This is a genomic window from Sinorhizobium sp. Y406, assembly GCF_058732025.1.
Window position 1 is genome coordinate 1254408 of sequence record NZ_CM178974.1, and the last position, 13080, is coordinate 1267487.

The following is a 13080-nucleotide window of genomic DNA, read 5'->3' on the forward strand; positions in this document are numbered from 1 at the left end:
GGGCAGCAAGCCCTTTTGGCAATAGCACTTTTTTTCACGATGGTTTAGTTTGACTAACCTCTTGCGGACGCCCCGCTCGCTGCTCCGACAACGTGCCTTCGAGAAGGTTTCCTATGCCCAGGCCCTATGATCTCTCCTCGATGACAGCGCTCATCTGCTTCGAGGCGGCCGCGCGCAATGCGAGCTTCAAGAAGGCCGCTCAGGAAATGAATGTGACACCGGCGGCCGTAAGTCACCAGATCAAGGCGCTCGAGACGGACCTCGAATGCAGCCTGTTTCTGCGGCGCAGCCGTGGTGTCGAGCTCACGGAGAAGGGCGCCTTTTTGTTTTTGGCGATACAGCGCGGATTGGAGACGATTTCAGAGGCGGTCACGCAGATCCGCGATCGCCAGGAGAAGGTTGACGTGACGATCCGGACGACCACGGCGGTCAGTGCGCTGTGGCTCACACCGAAGATATCAGCCTTCTGGAAAATCCACCCCGCCATCACCGTCTCGCAGATCGTCAGCGACATCCCCGAAACCGGTCGCTGCGATCTCAGCGTCCATTACGGCGATCCGCAGGAGAATGGCATCGAGTACCGCACGCTTTTTCAGGATCGCATCGTCGCCCTCGGCACGCCAGCCTTCGCCGCCGAGCATGGCATCCATGGCGTCGAGGATCTGCTCAAGGCGCCCCTGATTCATATGTGCAACGAGGAAGCCGGCTGGACCACCTGGGCAGACTGGTTTCTGGCGCTCGGGCGCCCCCTCCCGAAGGGGCGCAATTTCTACGTCAACAACTATATGATCGCCCTTCAAGCGGCTCAGGACGATGTCGGTGCGGTGCTGGGGTGGGACGGGCTGGTTGGAAGTCTGATGCAGGACGGGCGACTTGTCCGACTGGTCGCCGACAGCGTTCGCTCGCCCGTGCCCTTCCATCTGAAGATCCATCCCAAGGCGACCTCGAAGGCCCGCCTGTTCGCGGACTGGCTGGTCACCAGCGCCTAGTCTGAACCGAGTCTCGGATACTAACCTGACTATATCGAAGTGAATTGGCCGCAACGGCTCAAACACAACGCATTCATTTGGACGAGCCGGCCAGAGGCGTCTGCGTCTGGACGGAGTTGTTGGCGAGTTGGTGCCTCGCGTCCCCTGCACGACAAGGTCCTCGACGAGTGACGCGCCTCGGCGCGCCCCACGGATCAAGTCGCCTAAAGCGCTGCTCTGACCTTCTCAGCGACCTCCGGAGAAACCCACTTGGTCCAGATGTCTTCATTCTCCTCGAGGAAGTGCTTCGCACCTTCTTCGCCGGTCGCCTGGTTGTCCGTCATCCAGGCCATCAGTTGGTTCACCGTGTCATTGCTCCAGGACCGCTTCTCCAGATACTCCATAACCTCGGGGCCGACCTCCTCGGAGAACGACTTGGCGACGAGGGTCACGACCGTGTCTATCGGCCAGGCGTTGGGCTTCGGATCGGGGCAATCGGCCACGGTGTTGCAGCGCTTCCATTCGGCAGCATCGTAGGGCACGCCGGCATCGAGTTTGACCATCGGATATTTGCCGAGCAGCGCCGTCGGCGCCCAGTAGTAGCCCACCCATCCTTGCTTGCGCTCGTAAGCCTTGGCGATGGAGCCGTCGAGGCCGGCGGCAGAGCCCGTGTCGACCAGCGCGAAGCCCGCCTTCTCGGCGTCGAACGCCCTGTATAGCTGCGAGGTCACCACGGTACCGCCCCAACCCTGCGGGCCATTGAAGATGGCGCCCCGTGCGGGATCTTCCGGATCCGGGAAGAGTTCCGGATGCTTCAGCATGTCCGGAATTGTCTTGATCTCCGGATGCGCGTCGGCGAGATATTTTGGGATCCACCATCCCTGTACGCCGCCATCGGGCAGTGGAGATCCGACCTGAACGATCCGGCCTTCTTCCGTCCCCTTTTTCACGACGTCCGGGAGCAGGTCGATCCAGGCTTCAGGTGCGATGTCCGGTTGGCCCTTTTCCGCCATGGAGGTGATCGTCGGTACGGTGTCGCCGATGGTGATTTCGGCACTGCAGCCGTAACCCTCATTGAGGATGAACTTATCCAGATTCGAGAGGACCTCTGCACTCTGCCAGTTCATGCTGGCGATGGTGACGCTCCCGCACTCTGCGGCATTCGACAGCGATGCTCCCCCGAAGAGCCCGAACACCAGGCATGTGGACGCAAGCAGGTTCTTCATCAGACGTTCCCTTTTGTTGGCGGCGCTTTTTCAAGGAGCGGGGTGCCGCGTTTGCCCGCTCCGACGGAGGTCAGGAGCGCTCTCCCATACTCACCGATTTCTTGAGAGCGGCGGCAAGCCCGGCGCCGACCGCGGCGTCGAAGCCGGCGGAGCGCATTGCCTCGATCGCCGCCGCAGTGGTGCCGCGATAGTCGAGAAATGTTTCGACCACGCGCGCGGAACACTCGTCCCGCCGTTCGAACAGGCGTCCGGTTCCAATCAGAACGGAAATTGCTGCGCGCTCCGCAACAGTGGGAGAGATGCCGTAGGCGACGGCATCCTTTATCATCGCCGTTGCCAGGAGCGCGGGGAAAGCCGGTCCGGACCCTGAAAGACCGGTCAAATAGTCGATTTCGCCTTCGCCGGCGACTTCATCTGCCGTGCCACAGGCCTCGAAGATGCCGCGGACGATGAACCGATCGCGGTCGGAGACAGCTGCCGTTGCCACCCACGGCGTGTACGACTTGCCAACCTCAGCAGCCGCGTTAGGCAAGCTGCGGACGACCCGGTCCGTATTGTGATGTTCGGCCAACTGGCTCAAACGAACACCGGCCATGACAGATATCACAAGCTTGCCATTGGCATCGACGGCGAGTGGCGGCCAATCGCCAGGTCGGACAGAGAGGATGATAACGTCCGAGCGATCGGCGAGGCGCTGATTCTCAGTGGTCCAGAACGAACCTTTGAGGCGGTCCGGTCGCTCCGTGCGGAAAGAAACGCAAAGATCATGCGGCTGCACCAGGCCGGCATCTAGGATCGAAGCGGCAATTGCTCCACCAAGCCAGCCGCTTGCGCCGATGATTCCTATCCTCAATGAGCTGCTCATCGTCCGCGTCCTCGTACTCGAGCTGGTAATAGTGCTGTGAAAAAAAGCGCTTCTGCTCTCCCTCCTGCGAACCGTGCCAGCCCGTGTCGTTCAAGGTCTGCTCAATGATGGTCTCTTAACAAAACGGGAAGGGCTGCGCAAGAAAAATGTACATATATGTCTGTGCACCGGACGTCACTGCTTTGCTAATTGACATATATGTACATTTATGCGTAGCGTTTGCAAGTTTCTAAATCGGAGCCCGGCAGATGTCGCATGATCCCCTCCTTCAGCCCTATCAGCTAAAGCACCTCACGCTGCGCAACCGCATCATCGTGACCGCGCACGAGCCGGCCTATCCGGAAGGCGGCATGCCGAAGGAGCGGTATCGCGCCTACACCGTGGAGCGTGCGAAGGGGGGCGTCGCGATGACCATGACCGCCGGATCGGCGGCCGTCTCGAAGGACAGCCCGCCGGTGTTCAACAACCTGCTCGCCTACAAGGACGAGATCGTGCCTTGGATCAGGGAGATGACCGACGCCGTGCACGCAGAGGGCGCGGCGATCATGATTCAGCTCACCCATCTCGGCCGGCGCACACGGTGGGACAAGGGGGAGTGGCTGCCGGTTGTCGCCCCCTCGCATCACCGCGAAGCTTCGCACCGCGCCTTCCCCAAGAAAATCGAAGACTGGGACATCGAGAGGATCATCGAGGACTTCGCCGATGCGGCCGAGCGCATGAAGGCTGGCGGCATGGATGGTGTTGAGCTCGAAGCCTACGGTCACCTCATCGATCAGTTCGCGTCGCCGCTGACGAACGAGCTCGACGGTCCCTATGGCGGCTCGCTCGACAACCGCATGCGCTTTTGTTTCGACGTCCTGAAGGCGATCCGAACGCGCGTTGGAGACGACTTCATCTTGGGCGTGCGATACACGGCCGATGAATGTCTTCCCGGTGGAACGGGCAAAGAAGACGGTTTCGAGATTTCGAAGCGTCTCAAGGAGAGCGGGCTTGTCGACTACCTGAACGTCATTCGCGGGCATATCGACACCGATGCCGGTCTCACCGACGTGATCCCGATCCAGGGCATGGCAAATTCGCCGCATCTCGATTTCGCCGGCGAAATTCGCTCCGCCACGAACTTCCCGACCTTCCACGCAGCCAAGATACCGGATGTGGCGACGGCGCGCCACGCGATCGCGTCCGGCAAGGTCGATATGGTGGGGATGACCCGCGCGCATATGACGGACCCGCACATCGTCCGGAAGATCATCGAGAAGCGTGAGGACGACATTCGCCCCTGCGTCGGTGCGAACTACTGTCTCGACCGCATCTATCAAGGCGGGGCGGCCTACTGCATCCACAACGCGGCGACCGGGCGCGAGCTCACGATGCCGCACACGATCGCAAAGGCCGACCGCCGCAAGAAGGTCGTGATCGTCGGCGCCGGCCCGGCCGGTCTCGAGGCTGCGCGCGTCGCAGGCGAGCGCGGCCATGACGTCGTAGTGTTCGAGGCGGCGAACGATCCGGGCGGGCAGATCCGTCTTACGGCGCAGAGTGAACGCCGCAGAGAGATGATCAGCATCATAGACTGGCGCATGAGCCAGTGTGAGAAGCTGGGCGTCAGCTTCCATTTCAACACCTGGGCGGAAGCGGAAACCGTTCAGTCGGAAAATCCGGATGTCGTCGTCATCGCGACCGGCGGATACCCTCACACGGAAGTGCTCTCGAAGGGCAATGAGCTGGTCGTTTCCGCCTGGGACATTATTTCAGGCGATGTGAAGCCCGGCGCAAACGTGCTCATCTTTGACGACGCCGGAGATCACGCCGGGCTCCAGGCCGCCGAATTTCTCGCGAAGGCGGGAGCCAAGGTCGAAATCATGACCCCCGACCGCTCCTTCGCGCCGGAGGTCATGGCGATGAACCTCGTTCCTTACATGCGCGCGCTTCAGAAACTCGACGTGACCTTCACCGTCACCTACCGGCTGAAAGCGGCCGAGCAGAGCGGTAACGAGATCATCGCCCATGTTGGCAGCGATTACGGAGGGATTTCCAAGCAACGAATGGTCGACCAGATCGTCGTCAATCATGGGACCATCCCGCTCGATGAACTCTATTTCGACCTGAAGCCGGTCTCGAACAACCTCGGAGAGATATCGCATGACCAACTGATCGCCGGCGAGCCGCAAACTGTCGTCCGCAATCCGGCGGGTAAATTCCAGCTCTTCCGCATCGGCGATGCAGTTGCAGCGCGCAACACGCATGCCGCGATCTACGACGCGCTTCGTCTCCTCAAGGATATTTGACCGGCTGATATATGAGCCTGCCGAATCACGACAAGGACGCTCCGTGACACGTCCAAGTGAAGCCCTTCGAGCGTTCGTCAATGCCGCTTTCGCGGCGTTCGACCAGTTCGCACAGGTTCCGCAATCTCGCCTTCGGCGTGCCGTCCTCCGGGTAGGTCAGCTCACGAGCCGTCGCGATAATGCGATTGCCCAGGCTCAAAGGCTTGAGCTGGTGGGGCTGCAGAAGAGGATCGTTCGACATCGGCGGCATTTAAGGACTCGTTCGAATGAACGTGTACATCGGTGTCAAGTCAGTCTACACGGAGGTCGACCGAGTTGACATGTATGTACATTAATGTTGTCTTTCCGCTTATACGTTGTTAGGAGATTGTTCATGGAGCAAGTTTCAAATGACAGCGGCTGGCGTGGATCCCCGGAGGGATGGCTCGAGGCAGCCTACGAGGCACTGCTCGAGTCCGGCGTGGATTCGGTGAAAATTCTCCCGCTCGCCAAGAAGTTGAACTTGTCGCGGACCAGTTTCTATTGGTTCTTCAAGGACCGGGAAGAATTGCTGGCGGCCCTCGTCGCAAGATGGCGGGACAAGAACACCGGAAGCTTGATCAAGCAATCGGAGGCTTATGCCGAGTCTGTCGTCGAGGCGATGCTCAATGTATTCGATTGCTGGCTCGACAAGTCCCTGTTCGACTCCCAGTTCGAGTTCGCGGTGCGCAGCTGGGCACTGCAGTCTTCCGATATCCTCGCCGAAGTTCAAAAGGCGGATCAGGCCCGCATCGCTGCATTAAGCCGCATGTTCGTCAGGTTCGGCTACAAAGAGAGTTCCGCTGATGTGCGCGCCCGGACAATCTATCTGGTCCAGATCGGCTACATCTCCATGCAGACCAGGGAGGAGGTGGCTGTACGCATGCGGCGCATTCCCGACTACGTCGAGATTTTCACGGGCGAGGCGCCGCAGCAGCGCGAGCTGGATCGCTTTTTTGCCAGGCATGGATACGTGCAGGCATAAAATATAGGCTCCCGCCAGTCGCAGGAAAGGAATGTCTTGATGCGCTCGCTGTTTCATCTCGCCTATCACGTGACCGATCTTGAGGCCGCCCGCCGCTTCTATGGCGGGGTCCTCGGCTGCAAGGAGGGGCGCAGCACGGATAGTTGGGTCGATTTCGACTTTTTCGGCCACCAGATTTCCCTTCATCTCGGCAAGCCCTTTGAGGTTACACGCAGCGGTAAGGTCGGCGATCATCTGGTCATGATGCCGCATCTCGGCGTCGTGCTGCCGCTCAACGACTGGATGGCGCTGGCCGGGCGTCTCGAGGCCGCCGGCGTTAGGTTCGACATTCCCCCGGTCATCCGCTTCGAGGGACTTCCCGGCGAACAGAGGACGATGTTCTTCTTCGATCCGAGCGGCAATCCTATCGAGGTGAAGGGCTTCAAGGATTTTGAGTCGGTCTTTGCACAGTGACTCGCGGTGACGGGGGTGGATGGCACCGGCTCGAAAAAGCTGCATTTCCCTATCGGAAGTCATTTCGTTTTAATTCATTCTGCGCTAAGGGAGTGACGCAGACCGAGGCGAAAGCCGCCTCGGGGGGGCGTGGTTGTCGCGGGGTGGATGTTGGTCCCGAAAGGACACCATGCCGTATCCAAGTCATTCAAGCGACTGCACGCATCGGGGCGGGTGCGGAGGCGTCGGGGTGGAAAAACGGGAGCCGTTCGAAAACATGTCCGCGAAGATCTATCGTCCCGCAAAGACAGCCATGCAGTCCGGCAAGGCCAAGACGAATCTGTGGGTGCTGGAGTTCGATCAGGAAGTTCCGCGCACGATCGATCCTATCATGGGCTATACGAGCTCCCGCGATACCCGGCAGCAATTGCGCCTGACCTTCGAAACCGCTGAGCAGGCCATCGCCTATGCCGAGCGCAACGGCATCGAATACCGCGTGATCGCGCCGAAGGACTCGACGCGCAAGAATGTGTCCTATTCGGACAACTTCCGTTTCAACCGGATGCAGCCCTGGACCCATTGAGGCCTGCGGCCAATCCGGCGGGCGCTTGCCCGACGGCCCCTTAGCTCAGCTGGATAGAGCACCTGCCTTCTAAGCAGGTTGTCGCAGGTTCGAGTCCTGCAGGGGTCGCCATCTACCCATTGACCGGCATTTGCCACCGGCCGCAATCGGTTCGCTGTGCTCCCTTTCGCGATACGATTTCGTCAATGAACGGGCCAGCAACAGTGTGCCATTAGGACCACCGGTGAGTAGAGGCACCACATGAGCGACGACAAGATTATCAAATTTGAACGACGGACATCAAAGCCGCAACCGAGAGCGGTCAGTCCAGCGCGGCGCAGGGCGCTTACCTGGCTTGTGGCGATAGCGGCTTTGGTTGCGGTTTGGGCGTACTTCCATTTCATCGCACCGCCGGGCATGTCATGAGCGGCGGTTCATCGTGGCCGGCGTCGTCGGGTCCAGTTGCAATGATGACAGGCAGCGACGACGTTGACGGGTCTTCAATCAACCACGGCCCGCTGGAGAGTTCGTCACGGCCAGGTAGCGGCGCAAGAGCTCGCCGCCACCCTACATGGAGGTCGAAAGGAGACCTGCAGTAGAGCGATGAACGCTTTGGTTCCTGCGATGTCGCTCCCCGTGGCTATGGCATCATACTGCGATAGCGTTCGCGCTCGCGTTGAATTTGATCCAGCGTGTACGGGTCGGCGTTTTCATTGAACCGTGTCCATCCCTCTTGCGCGTAGATGCTCCTACGCGCGCCGAGATCAACGCGGTTCCGTTGCTTCAGAATTTCCTCTGCTCTCGGCACAAGGCTGTCGTCTACCCTCGCTGTCACTAAGGCGCCGCCGCGGCGCACGCCCTCGGCATAGACGTGGGCCTCCTCCTCCTCCACTCCGGAATCCGTCAGCGCGCCTATCAAGCCTCCGGCCGCACCACCGGCCATGGCCCCAGCCGCCGCTCCAACAGCTGTAGAGGCGAGCCATCCGGCGGCCACGACGGGCCCGAGGCCGGGAATCGCCATCACACCAAGCCCGGTAAGGAGACCGACCACTCCACCTCCGACGGCTCCGAGACCAGCTCCGGCTCCGGCGCCTTCGGCGGCGTCCGAACTGTCGGTCGAATAGCGGTCGCCCGTGTTGCTGGCAACGATGCTAATGTCGTCTGAAGATATGCCCGCCGTTTCCAGGTCGGCCACGGCAGCGCGGGCATCGTCGAAGTCGTCAAATAGCCCTGTTACAGTTCGCATGCTAATGCTCCTTTTAAGTTGGGGCGTCCTTGCCGGCTACTGAGCCGTGACGTTGCCCTGGTAATCGAGAGCGACCGAAACCGACTTGCCATCTTTCATGGCGGTCGCCTGCCACACGCCTTTTTCATCGAGCTTCAACCCTGCGACATCGGTGTACCCGGCTTCTTCGATCCGGGCCTTCGCTTGAGCTTCGGTAAAGCTGTTTGCTCCTTCCACCGGGGCCGCCGGGTTCTGGGTGTCCGGTGTCGCGATGGCGGGCGTGTTGCCGTCCGGCGATGGTGCGGTTTGCGCGAGCGCCGTCGTTGCCACAGCGCCAAGCGCTGCCGCAATAATGATCAGGTTTTTCACGTGATTACCTCTTTGAACGGGATTTTTTACGCGTCAAAAGAACACGCGAGCCGCAGTTTGGTTCCAGCCTGATCAATGCCGTTCATGGTGTTGTCGTATCGCTTGACATCAGACTCTGCGCTTGGCCCCGTGTGGTCATCACCAGGTCATGCGCCGGAACTCGAAGGCGGCAAATCTTTCTGCAGTGCAGCGTATGTCGGTCGCAGGTGCACGAGCAGCACATAGATGAAGATCAGCACCCCCGTGATTTCGAGGCCCTCCTCCGCATTCGCCAGTATCCGGTAGCGGAGTGAATTTATGCCTTGAACCTCCGCAACACTCCCGCCGATCATCTCGAACCCGACCGCGCCGCCGAGGTAGCTTGCGGCGGAAAGCAGCAGGAGGACGGCAAGTCCGGGCGGAAACGATCGGATGAAAGGAATGAAGGCGGCGAGGCCAACCAGGCTGATGACGCCGAACGGCGCGGCCCAGGCGAAATATAACATCCCGGTGTTGTCGATCCGCGAGGCCAGAGCGGCAGAAATCTTTTCGTGAATGCCCGCGAATTCGTCAAATGACACCAGCAGAAAAAGGGCCGCAAGGAAATACCAGTGCCACGTCAACGCGCTACCCCGCGTCGCCGCCTCGCTGCCTGCCCGGAGGAGCAGCCAAGCCGCGGAAAAAGTCGCCACCACCGACAGCCAAGTGAACGCGCTGGTCTCGGAGTCCACATCGAGCAGCCATATCTTGTCGGCGGACGTTGCTTTGGTTCCAGTGTATAGAATTAGGTCCTGGGCAATGCTCGCGCTGAGAAGCAAGGCTGAAACGACACAAGTTGAAATGAATATCCCCACGGGGGATATCTTTGCGAACCGGGCGCTCATAGGCTTTGGCGATCAAATGTAAAAAAACGCCACAAACTATCACAAGCCCATCACTTTTGCATCTGTTCTCCGTTGCCGGAACAAGTACAAGGGCCGACTGACGGTCCGGGAACCAGGGCATCTGACGATCGGCGGGTCAGGCGGCTTACATCTGCTTATCATCGATTTGGCAAGCGCCGGAACTTTGCAGCCGCAGCCTCGTTAGATCCGCCGTCGGGAGGATTTCCGTATGCCACCGCCGAGAGAACTAGCCTTCGTCTTGATGACTCTGCCTTTAAGGACAGGCACCTACGTGCCCGATGATCTCCGTGAGGATTGGTTCGCACCGGGAACTGGAATGGACCCGCCATCGAAAGTGGCCCTGGCCGAAGCCGGTTCCTACGGGCGGCAGTTCGAGTGCGAATTCAAACACTACCCGGAACGCAAGGAAGGCGTTTTCTGGAAGTGGGTGCCAGCGATCTGAATGCACGTTTAGCGCCCAAGCCTTGCCCGCCCCCTCATTTCACTTTGGCGTTCCAGTGACGGGATTGACCTCGGGTTTTTCGCTGCTGTCCTTGGCGTGAGGAGGCTGCACGACCGGAGGCGCGGTCGACTTCTTGTCCGCATCCTTCCTTCGGCCGTCCGGTGGGTGGACGTCTTGTGGGTTCGCCTGCTCGGGCTCGGCATTGGTGTTTTTCGTCGCCATCGTCGTTCTCCTTTGAAAGGCAGAACGAGAAAGGGCACCTGCATGTTTCACCGATTGCGGTCAAGAAAACAGGCAGTGCCTCGGGAGATGCGGGTGCGCTAAGGGAACCTGTCCTCTCATTCTTTCCTGGGCGGTGACCGGCGCTCGAGCAATTGCCGAAAAATCTCCGCCTGTTGCTCGGCTGCGATTCGAATTGCCGCCAGGTGGTCGAGCATCGCGCCGAAGGCGACTAGCAGCAGGCCGCCGGCAATTGCCGGAAAGGCCCAGGGGAGGATCGGGATGAGGTTGCCGATGTCGGGCGAGGGGACCAGCGTCGTTGCCACGAGCAGGAACGTGCCGATCGTGACGGCACCGCCCAGGAATTCGAGAAACTTGCCCATCCTCCATCCCCTTTCCGCTCAAGCCAGACTTCCGGCATCCCGAAGCACGCCCGGCGCTTACAGCGCCGCGCGTCTTTTCAGACGCGCAAAGGTCGCTGTAACTCTTTGAATCTGCGCATCGAGCTTTCCGAAAAACGGGTACGATTTTCGGGCCGATGCGCTAGGTCGATCCAAGGATTAGAACATGGCGCAGTCGAAAGCGCTCAGCAACCTCGGCGCGCCGACATTGCTCGGCGCCGTAGGACGGCGATCGTTTGCAGGGAAGGGCGCGGGCATTGGCCGGGAACGCAAGCGCCGGTCGCGATCAGAACTTCACACCGACGCCGACCGTGAACTGGTGCTGGTCGAGGTCTACGTCGACGCCGCCGATATCCTTGGCGCCATAGTCGTTGTAGCGATACTCGGCGCGACCGAACATGCTGTCGGTAAAGGCGTAATCAATGCCGCCGCCGATCGTCCAGCCGTTGAAGGTCTCCTTCTCCTTTGGCGCTCCATCAACATCGACGAAGCCGCGCGTCACGGCCCAGCCGCCGGTCGCATAGAGCAGAGCCCTGTCGTTGACGGTATAGCCGACCCGCCCGCGCACCGAGCCGGCCACATCGCTGCCGGCCTCGGCGCTCGTGCCGAAAACGGTAAGGCTCTCGTCGTTCCAATTGTAGCTGACGTCTCCCTCGACGCCGACGACCCAATCGCCCATCTGGTGGTTGTAGCCGGCAAAGGCACCGAAAATGCCGCCATTGAAATCTTCCGACGCGCTGTCACCGGGAACGCTGAGATCACCGTCAAGCCATCCGCCGCCGCCCTGAAGGCCCACATAGCCACCCGTCCAGACGAAAGTGGGCACGGCCTCGATAACCGGAGCAGGCTCTGGCGCTGCCATGATATCCGCCGCATGCGATGTGCCCGCAGCAACAGAGGCGCCGAAGATGGCAACAAGCACATTTCTGATCATCACAGATGTCTCCTGTCGTCCGGCCCCGCAGAATAACAACTGTAGAACGGCGAGTCTGCCAAAAATCGCCATCGGGGCGAATCACTTGTCTTTGCAGTAATAAAAAAATCGGGCCGGCTAATGGGATGGGCCGGCCCGTCCCGGCAGATGTGCGGAGAGGGGAACGTCTCTCGGCGGGTCAAGACGGCCCGCCGAGGAGATCGATTGCCCGCCAATAATGCCCGAAGAGCGCGTTTAAAGTTGACATTTGACGCAGGGAATTTGACGTTATGCGCATGGCGGGAAATGCGGAAAGAGGGTCTCCAATCGAGGTCGCGGTGGTCATTCTGCCCGAATCCTCGATTATGTCGCTTGCTTCCGTCCTGGATCCGATGCGTGCCGCCAATCGCGTGGCCGGCCGCCAGGTCTTCAACTGGCGGCTCCTATCCGGCGACGGTCAGGCGGTCATGCTCACCTGCGGCATTCCGATTGCCGTCGACGGCCGGTTCTCGCTGCCGCTCGCGGGTGACGTTCTCCTGGTCATTGCCGGATTCAATCTCGAACGGCACGCCGGAAAGCGATTTCTTGTGACATTGCAGGACTGCGCCCGCCATTTCGAGGTGGTCGCCGGCATCGAATCCGGCTGCTGGCTGCTCGGCCGGTCCGGCCTGCTCAACGGCCGCAAGGCGACGGCGCACTGGGAGGAACTCGAGGATTTCGGCCAGGCCTTTCCGGCACTGACGGTGATCGGCGACCGCTTCGTCACCGACGGCAAATACTGGACCTCGGGCGGCGCGTCGCCCACCTTCGACATGATGCTGCGCCTGATCACCGAGCGGCTGGGACCGGCGCTGGCGCTCGATGTCGCCAGCATCTTCGTCTACGACCAGATGCACAGCCCGACCGACGTCCAGCCTTTGGTCTCTCTCGGGCGGATCGAGGAACGCGACCCCGAACTGGCAGGCGCCATCCGCCTGATGGAACGCACGCTTGAGCGGCCGATGACGGTTGCGGCGCTGGCGCGTCGGCTCGCCATTTCTCGGCGAAAGCTCGAACAGGTTTTCGCGCGAGGCCTTTCAACCAGCCCCGGCGCCTATTATCTGCGGCTGAGATTGCAGGTCGCCCACCGCTTGGTGCGGGATTCCGGTATTCCAATGCGCGACATCGCGCTGCGTTGCGGGTTCGATAGTCTTTCCGCATTCTCGCGGGCCTACCGGCGCGAATATGGCGAGAGCCCGCTCAGGATGCGAACTGCGAACCGCGCGGCAAGTCTGTCCGCGGCGTGA

The 13080-nt window shown here is 60.5% G+C and carries 16 protein-coding genes and 1 tRNA gene; 8 read left to right on the forward strand and 9 right to left on the reverse strand.

Translation table 11 applies throughout. The features are described from left to right. The first annotated feature begins 113 nt into the window (after nucleotides 1-113). Nucleotides 114-989, forward strand: a complete 876-nt coding sequence (locus AC4P1R_RS06040) for a LysR family transcriptional regulator (RefSeq protein WP_069457756.1) — start codon at nucleotides 114-116, stop codon at nucleotides 987-989. 203 nt (nucleotides 990-1192) lie between these two features. Here the strand turns inward: AC4P1R_RS06040 and AC4P1R_RS06045 are convergent, their stop codons facing one another. Beyond that, nucleotides 1193-2194 (reverse strand): ABC transporter substrate-binding protein, encoded by a 1002-nt coding sequence (locus tag AC4P1R_RS06045; protein WP_069457755.1) that lies wholly within the window; start codon nucleotides 2192-2194, stop codon nucleotides 1193-1195. Between the two features lie 70 nt (nucleotides 2195-2264). Next, the gene (locus AC4P1R_RS06050; protein ID WP_069457754.1) at nucleotides 2265-3059 is read right to left on the reverse strand and encodes a pyrroline-5-carboxylate reductase family protein; all 795 of its coding nucleotides are present in this window, start codon (nucleotides 3057-3059) and stop codon (nucleotides 2265-2267) included. A gap of 248 nt (nucleotides 3060-3307) precedes the next feature. Between AC4P1R_RS06050 and AC4P1R_RS06055 the strand changes: the two genes are divergently transcribed. Continuing rightward, nucleotides 3308-5344: an oxidoreductase gene (locus tag AC4P1R_RS06055; protein ID WP_492177487.1), complete on the forward strand. Its 2037-nt coding sequence runs from the start codon at nucleotides 3308-3310 to the stop codon at nucleotides 5342-5344. 25 nt (nucleotides 5345-5369) lie between these two features. On the opposite strand, the gene AC4P1R_RS06060 is transcribed toward AC4P1R_RS06055, so the two are convergent. Then, complete coding sequence (locus AC4P1R_RS06060; RefSeq protein WP_069457752.1) at nucleotides 5370-5594, reverse strand: hypothetical protein; 225 nt, start codon at nucleotides 5592-5594, stop codon at nucleotides 5370-5372. 123 nt (nucleotides 5595-5717) lie between these two features. Here AC4P1R_RS06060 and AC4P1R_RS06065 point away from each other — a divergent pair, with 123 nt between their 5' ends. The 4 genes from AC4P1R_RS06065 (at nucleotide 5718) to AC4P1R_RS06080 (ending at nucleotide 7473) form a co-directional block, all read left to right on the forward strand. Next, nucleotides 5718-6347 (forward strand): TetR/AcrR family transcriptional regulator, encoded by a 630-nt coding sequence (locus AC4P1R_RS06065; protein ID WP_069457751.1) that lies wholly within the window; start codon nucleotides 5718-5720, stop codon nucleotides 6345-6347. Between the two features lie 39 nt (nucleotides 6348-6386). Further along, nucleotides 6387-6800: a VOC family protein gene (locus tag AC4P1R_RS06070; RefSeq protein ID WP_069457750.1), complete on the forward strand. Its 414-nt coding sequence runs from the start codon at nucleotides 6387-6389 to the stop codon at nucleotides 6798-6800. 256 nt (nucleotides 6801-7056) lie between these two features. Next, complete coding sequence (locus AC4P1R_RS06075; protein ID WP_069457749.1) at nucleotides 7057-7362, forward strand: ETC complex I subunit; 306 nt, start codon at nucleotides 7057-7059, stop codon at nucleotides 7360-7362. 34 nt (nucleotides 7363-7396) lie between these two features. Beyond that, a tRNA-Arg gene (locus AC4P1R_RS06080) sits at nucleotides 7397-7473 on the forward strand. A gap of 508 nt (nucleotides 7474-7981) precedes the next feature. Here the strand turns inward: AC4P1R_RS06080 and AC4P1R_RS06085 are convergent. The 3 genes from AC4P1R_RS06085 to AC4P1R_RS06095 form a co-directional block, all read right to left on the reverse strand. Further along, nucleotides 7982-8587, reverse strand: a complete 606-nt coding sequence (locus AC4P1R_RS06085; protein WP_151611191.1) for a general stress protein — start codon at nucleotides 8585-8587, stop codon at nucleotides 7982-7984. A 36-nt stretch (nucleotides 8588-8623) separates the two neighbouring features. After that, nucleotides 8624-8935: a PepSY domain-containing protein gene (locus AC4P1R_RS06090; RefSeq protein ID WP_069457121.1), complete on the reverse strand. Its 312-nt coding sequence runs from the start codon at nucleotides 8933-8935 to the stop codon at nucleotides 8624-8626. 146 nt (nucleotides 8936-9081) lie between these two features. Further along, on the reverse strand, nucleotides 9082-9768 hold the full coding sequence (locus AC4P1R_RS06095) for a DUF8692 domain-containing protein (RefSeq protein ID WP_131820461.1): 687 nt from the start codon (nucleotides 9766-9768) through the stop codon (nucleotides 9082-9084). Nucleotides 9769-10027: 259 nt separating this feature from the next. Here AC4P1R_RS06095 and AC4P1R_RS06100 point away from each other — a divergent pair, with 259 nt between their 5' ends. Next, nucleotides 10028-10261: a hypothetical protein gene (locus tag AC4P1R_RS06100; protein ID WP_069457119.1), complete on the forward strand. Its 234-nt coding sequence runs from the start codon at nucleotides 10028-10030 to the stop codon at nucleotides 10259-10261. Nucleotides 10262-10300: 39 nt separating this feature from the next. On the opposite strand, the gene AC4P1R_RS06105 is transcribed toward AC4P1R_RS06100, so the two are convergent. The 3 genes from AC4P1R_RS06105 to AC4P1R_RS06115 form a co-directional block, all read right to left on the reverse strand. After that, the gene (locus AC4P1R_RS06105; RefSeq protein WP_069457118.1) at nucleotides 10301-10483 is read right to left on the reverse strand and encodes a hypothetical protein; all 183 of its coding nucleotides are present in this window, start codon (nucleotides 10481-10483) and stop codon (nucleotides 10301-10303) included. Nucleotides 10484-10599: 116 nt separating this feature from the next. After that, nucleotides 10600-10863, reverse strand: a complete 264-nt coding sequence (locus AC4P1R_RS06110) for a hypothetical protein (RefSeq protein ID WP_069457117.1) — start codon at nucleotides 10861-10863, stop codon at nucleotides 10600-10602. Nucleotides 10864-11167: 304 nt separating this feature from the next. After that, nucleotides 11168-11815, reverse strand: a complete 648-nt coding sequence (locus AC4P1R_RS06115; protein ID WP_069457116.1) for an outer membrane protein — start codon at nucleotides 11813-11815, stop codon at nucleotides 11168-11170. A gap of 269 nt (nucleotides 11816-12084) precedes the next feature. Here AC4P1R_RS06115 and AC4P1R_RS06120 point away from each other — a divergent pair, with 269 nt between their 5' ends. Beyond that, nucleotides 12085-13080: a GlxA family transcriptional regulator gene (locus AC4P1R_RS06120; protein WP_069457115.1), complete on the forward strand. Its 996-nt coding sequence runs from the start codon at nucleotides 12085-12087 to the stop codon at nucleotides 13078-13080.

Coding starts and splice junctions, on each gene's coding strand:
- AC4P1R_RS06040 (WP_069457756.1), top strand. CDS start 114: ATGCCCAGGCCCTATGATCTCTCCTCGATGACAGCGCTCATCTGCTTC.
- AC4P1R_RS06045 (WP_069457755.1), bottom strand. CDS start 2,194: ATGAAGAACCTGCTTGCGTCCACATGCCTGGTGTTCGGGCTCTTCGGG.
- AC4P1R_RS06050 (WP_069457754.1), bottom strand. CDS start 3,059: ATGAGCAGCTCATTGAGGATAGGAATCATCGGCGCAAGCGGCTGGCTT.
- AC4P1R_RS06055 (WP_492177487.1), top strand. CDS start 3,308: ATGTCGCATGATCCCCTCCTTCAGCCCTATCAGCTAAAGCACCTCACG.
- AC4P1R_RS06060 (WP_069457752.1), bottom strand. CDS start 5,594: ATGCCGCCGATGTCGAACGATCCTCTTCTGCAGCCCCACCAGCTCAAG.
- AC4P1R_RS06065 (WP_069457751.1), top strand. CDS start 5,718: ATGGAGCAAGTTTCAAATGACAGCGGCTGGCGTGGATCCCCGGAGGGA.
- AC4P1R_RS06070 (WP_069457750.1), top strand. CDS start 6,387: ATGCGCTCGCTGTTTCATCTCGCCTATCACGTGACCGATCTTGAGGCC.
- AC4P1R_RS06075 (WP_069457749.1), top strand. CDS start 7,057: ATGTCCGCGAAGATCTATCGTCCCGCAAAGACAGCCATGCAGTCCGGC.
- AC4P1R_RS06085 (WP_151611191.1), bottom strand. CDS start 8,587: ATGCGAACTGTAACAGGGCTATTTGACGACTTCGACGATGCCCGCGCT.
- AC4P1R_RS06100 (WP_069457119.1), top strand. CDS start 10,028: ATGCCACCGCCGAGAGAACTAGCCTTCGTCTTGATGACTCTGCCTTTA.
- AC4P1R_RS06105 (WP_069457118.1), bottom strand. CDS start 10,483: ATGGCGACGAAAAACACCAATGCCGAGCCCGAGCAGGCGAACCCACAA.
- AC4P1R_RS06110 (WP_069457117.1), bottom strand. CDS start 10,863: ATGGGCAAGTTTCTCGAATTCCTGGGCGGTGCCGTCACGATCGGCACG.
- AC4P1R_RS06115 (WP_069457116.1), bottom strand. CDS start 11,815: ATGATCAGAAATGTGCTTGTTGCCATCTTCGGCGCCTCTGTTGCTGCG.
- AC4P1R_RS06120 (WP_069457115.1), top strand. CDS start 12,085: ATGCGCATGGCGGGAAATGCGGAAAGAGGGTCTCCAATCGAGGTCGCG.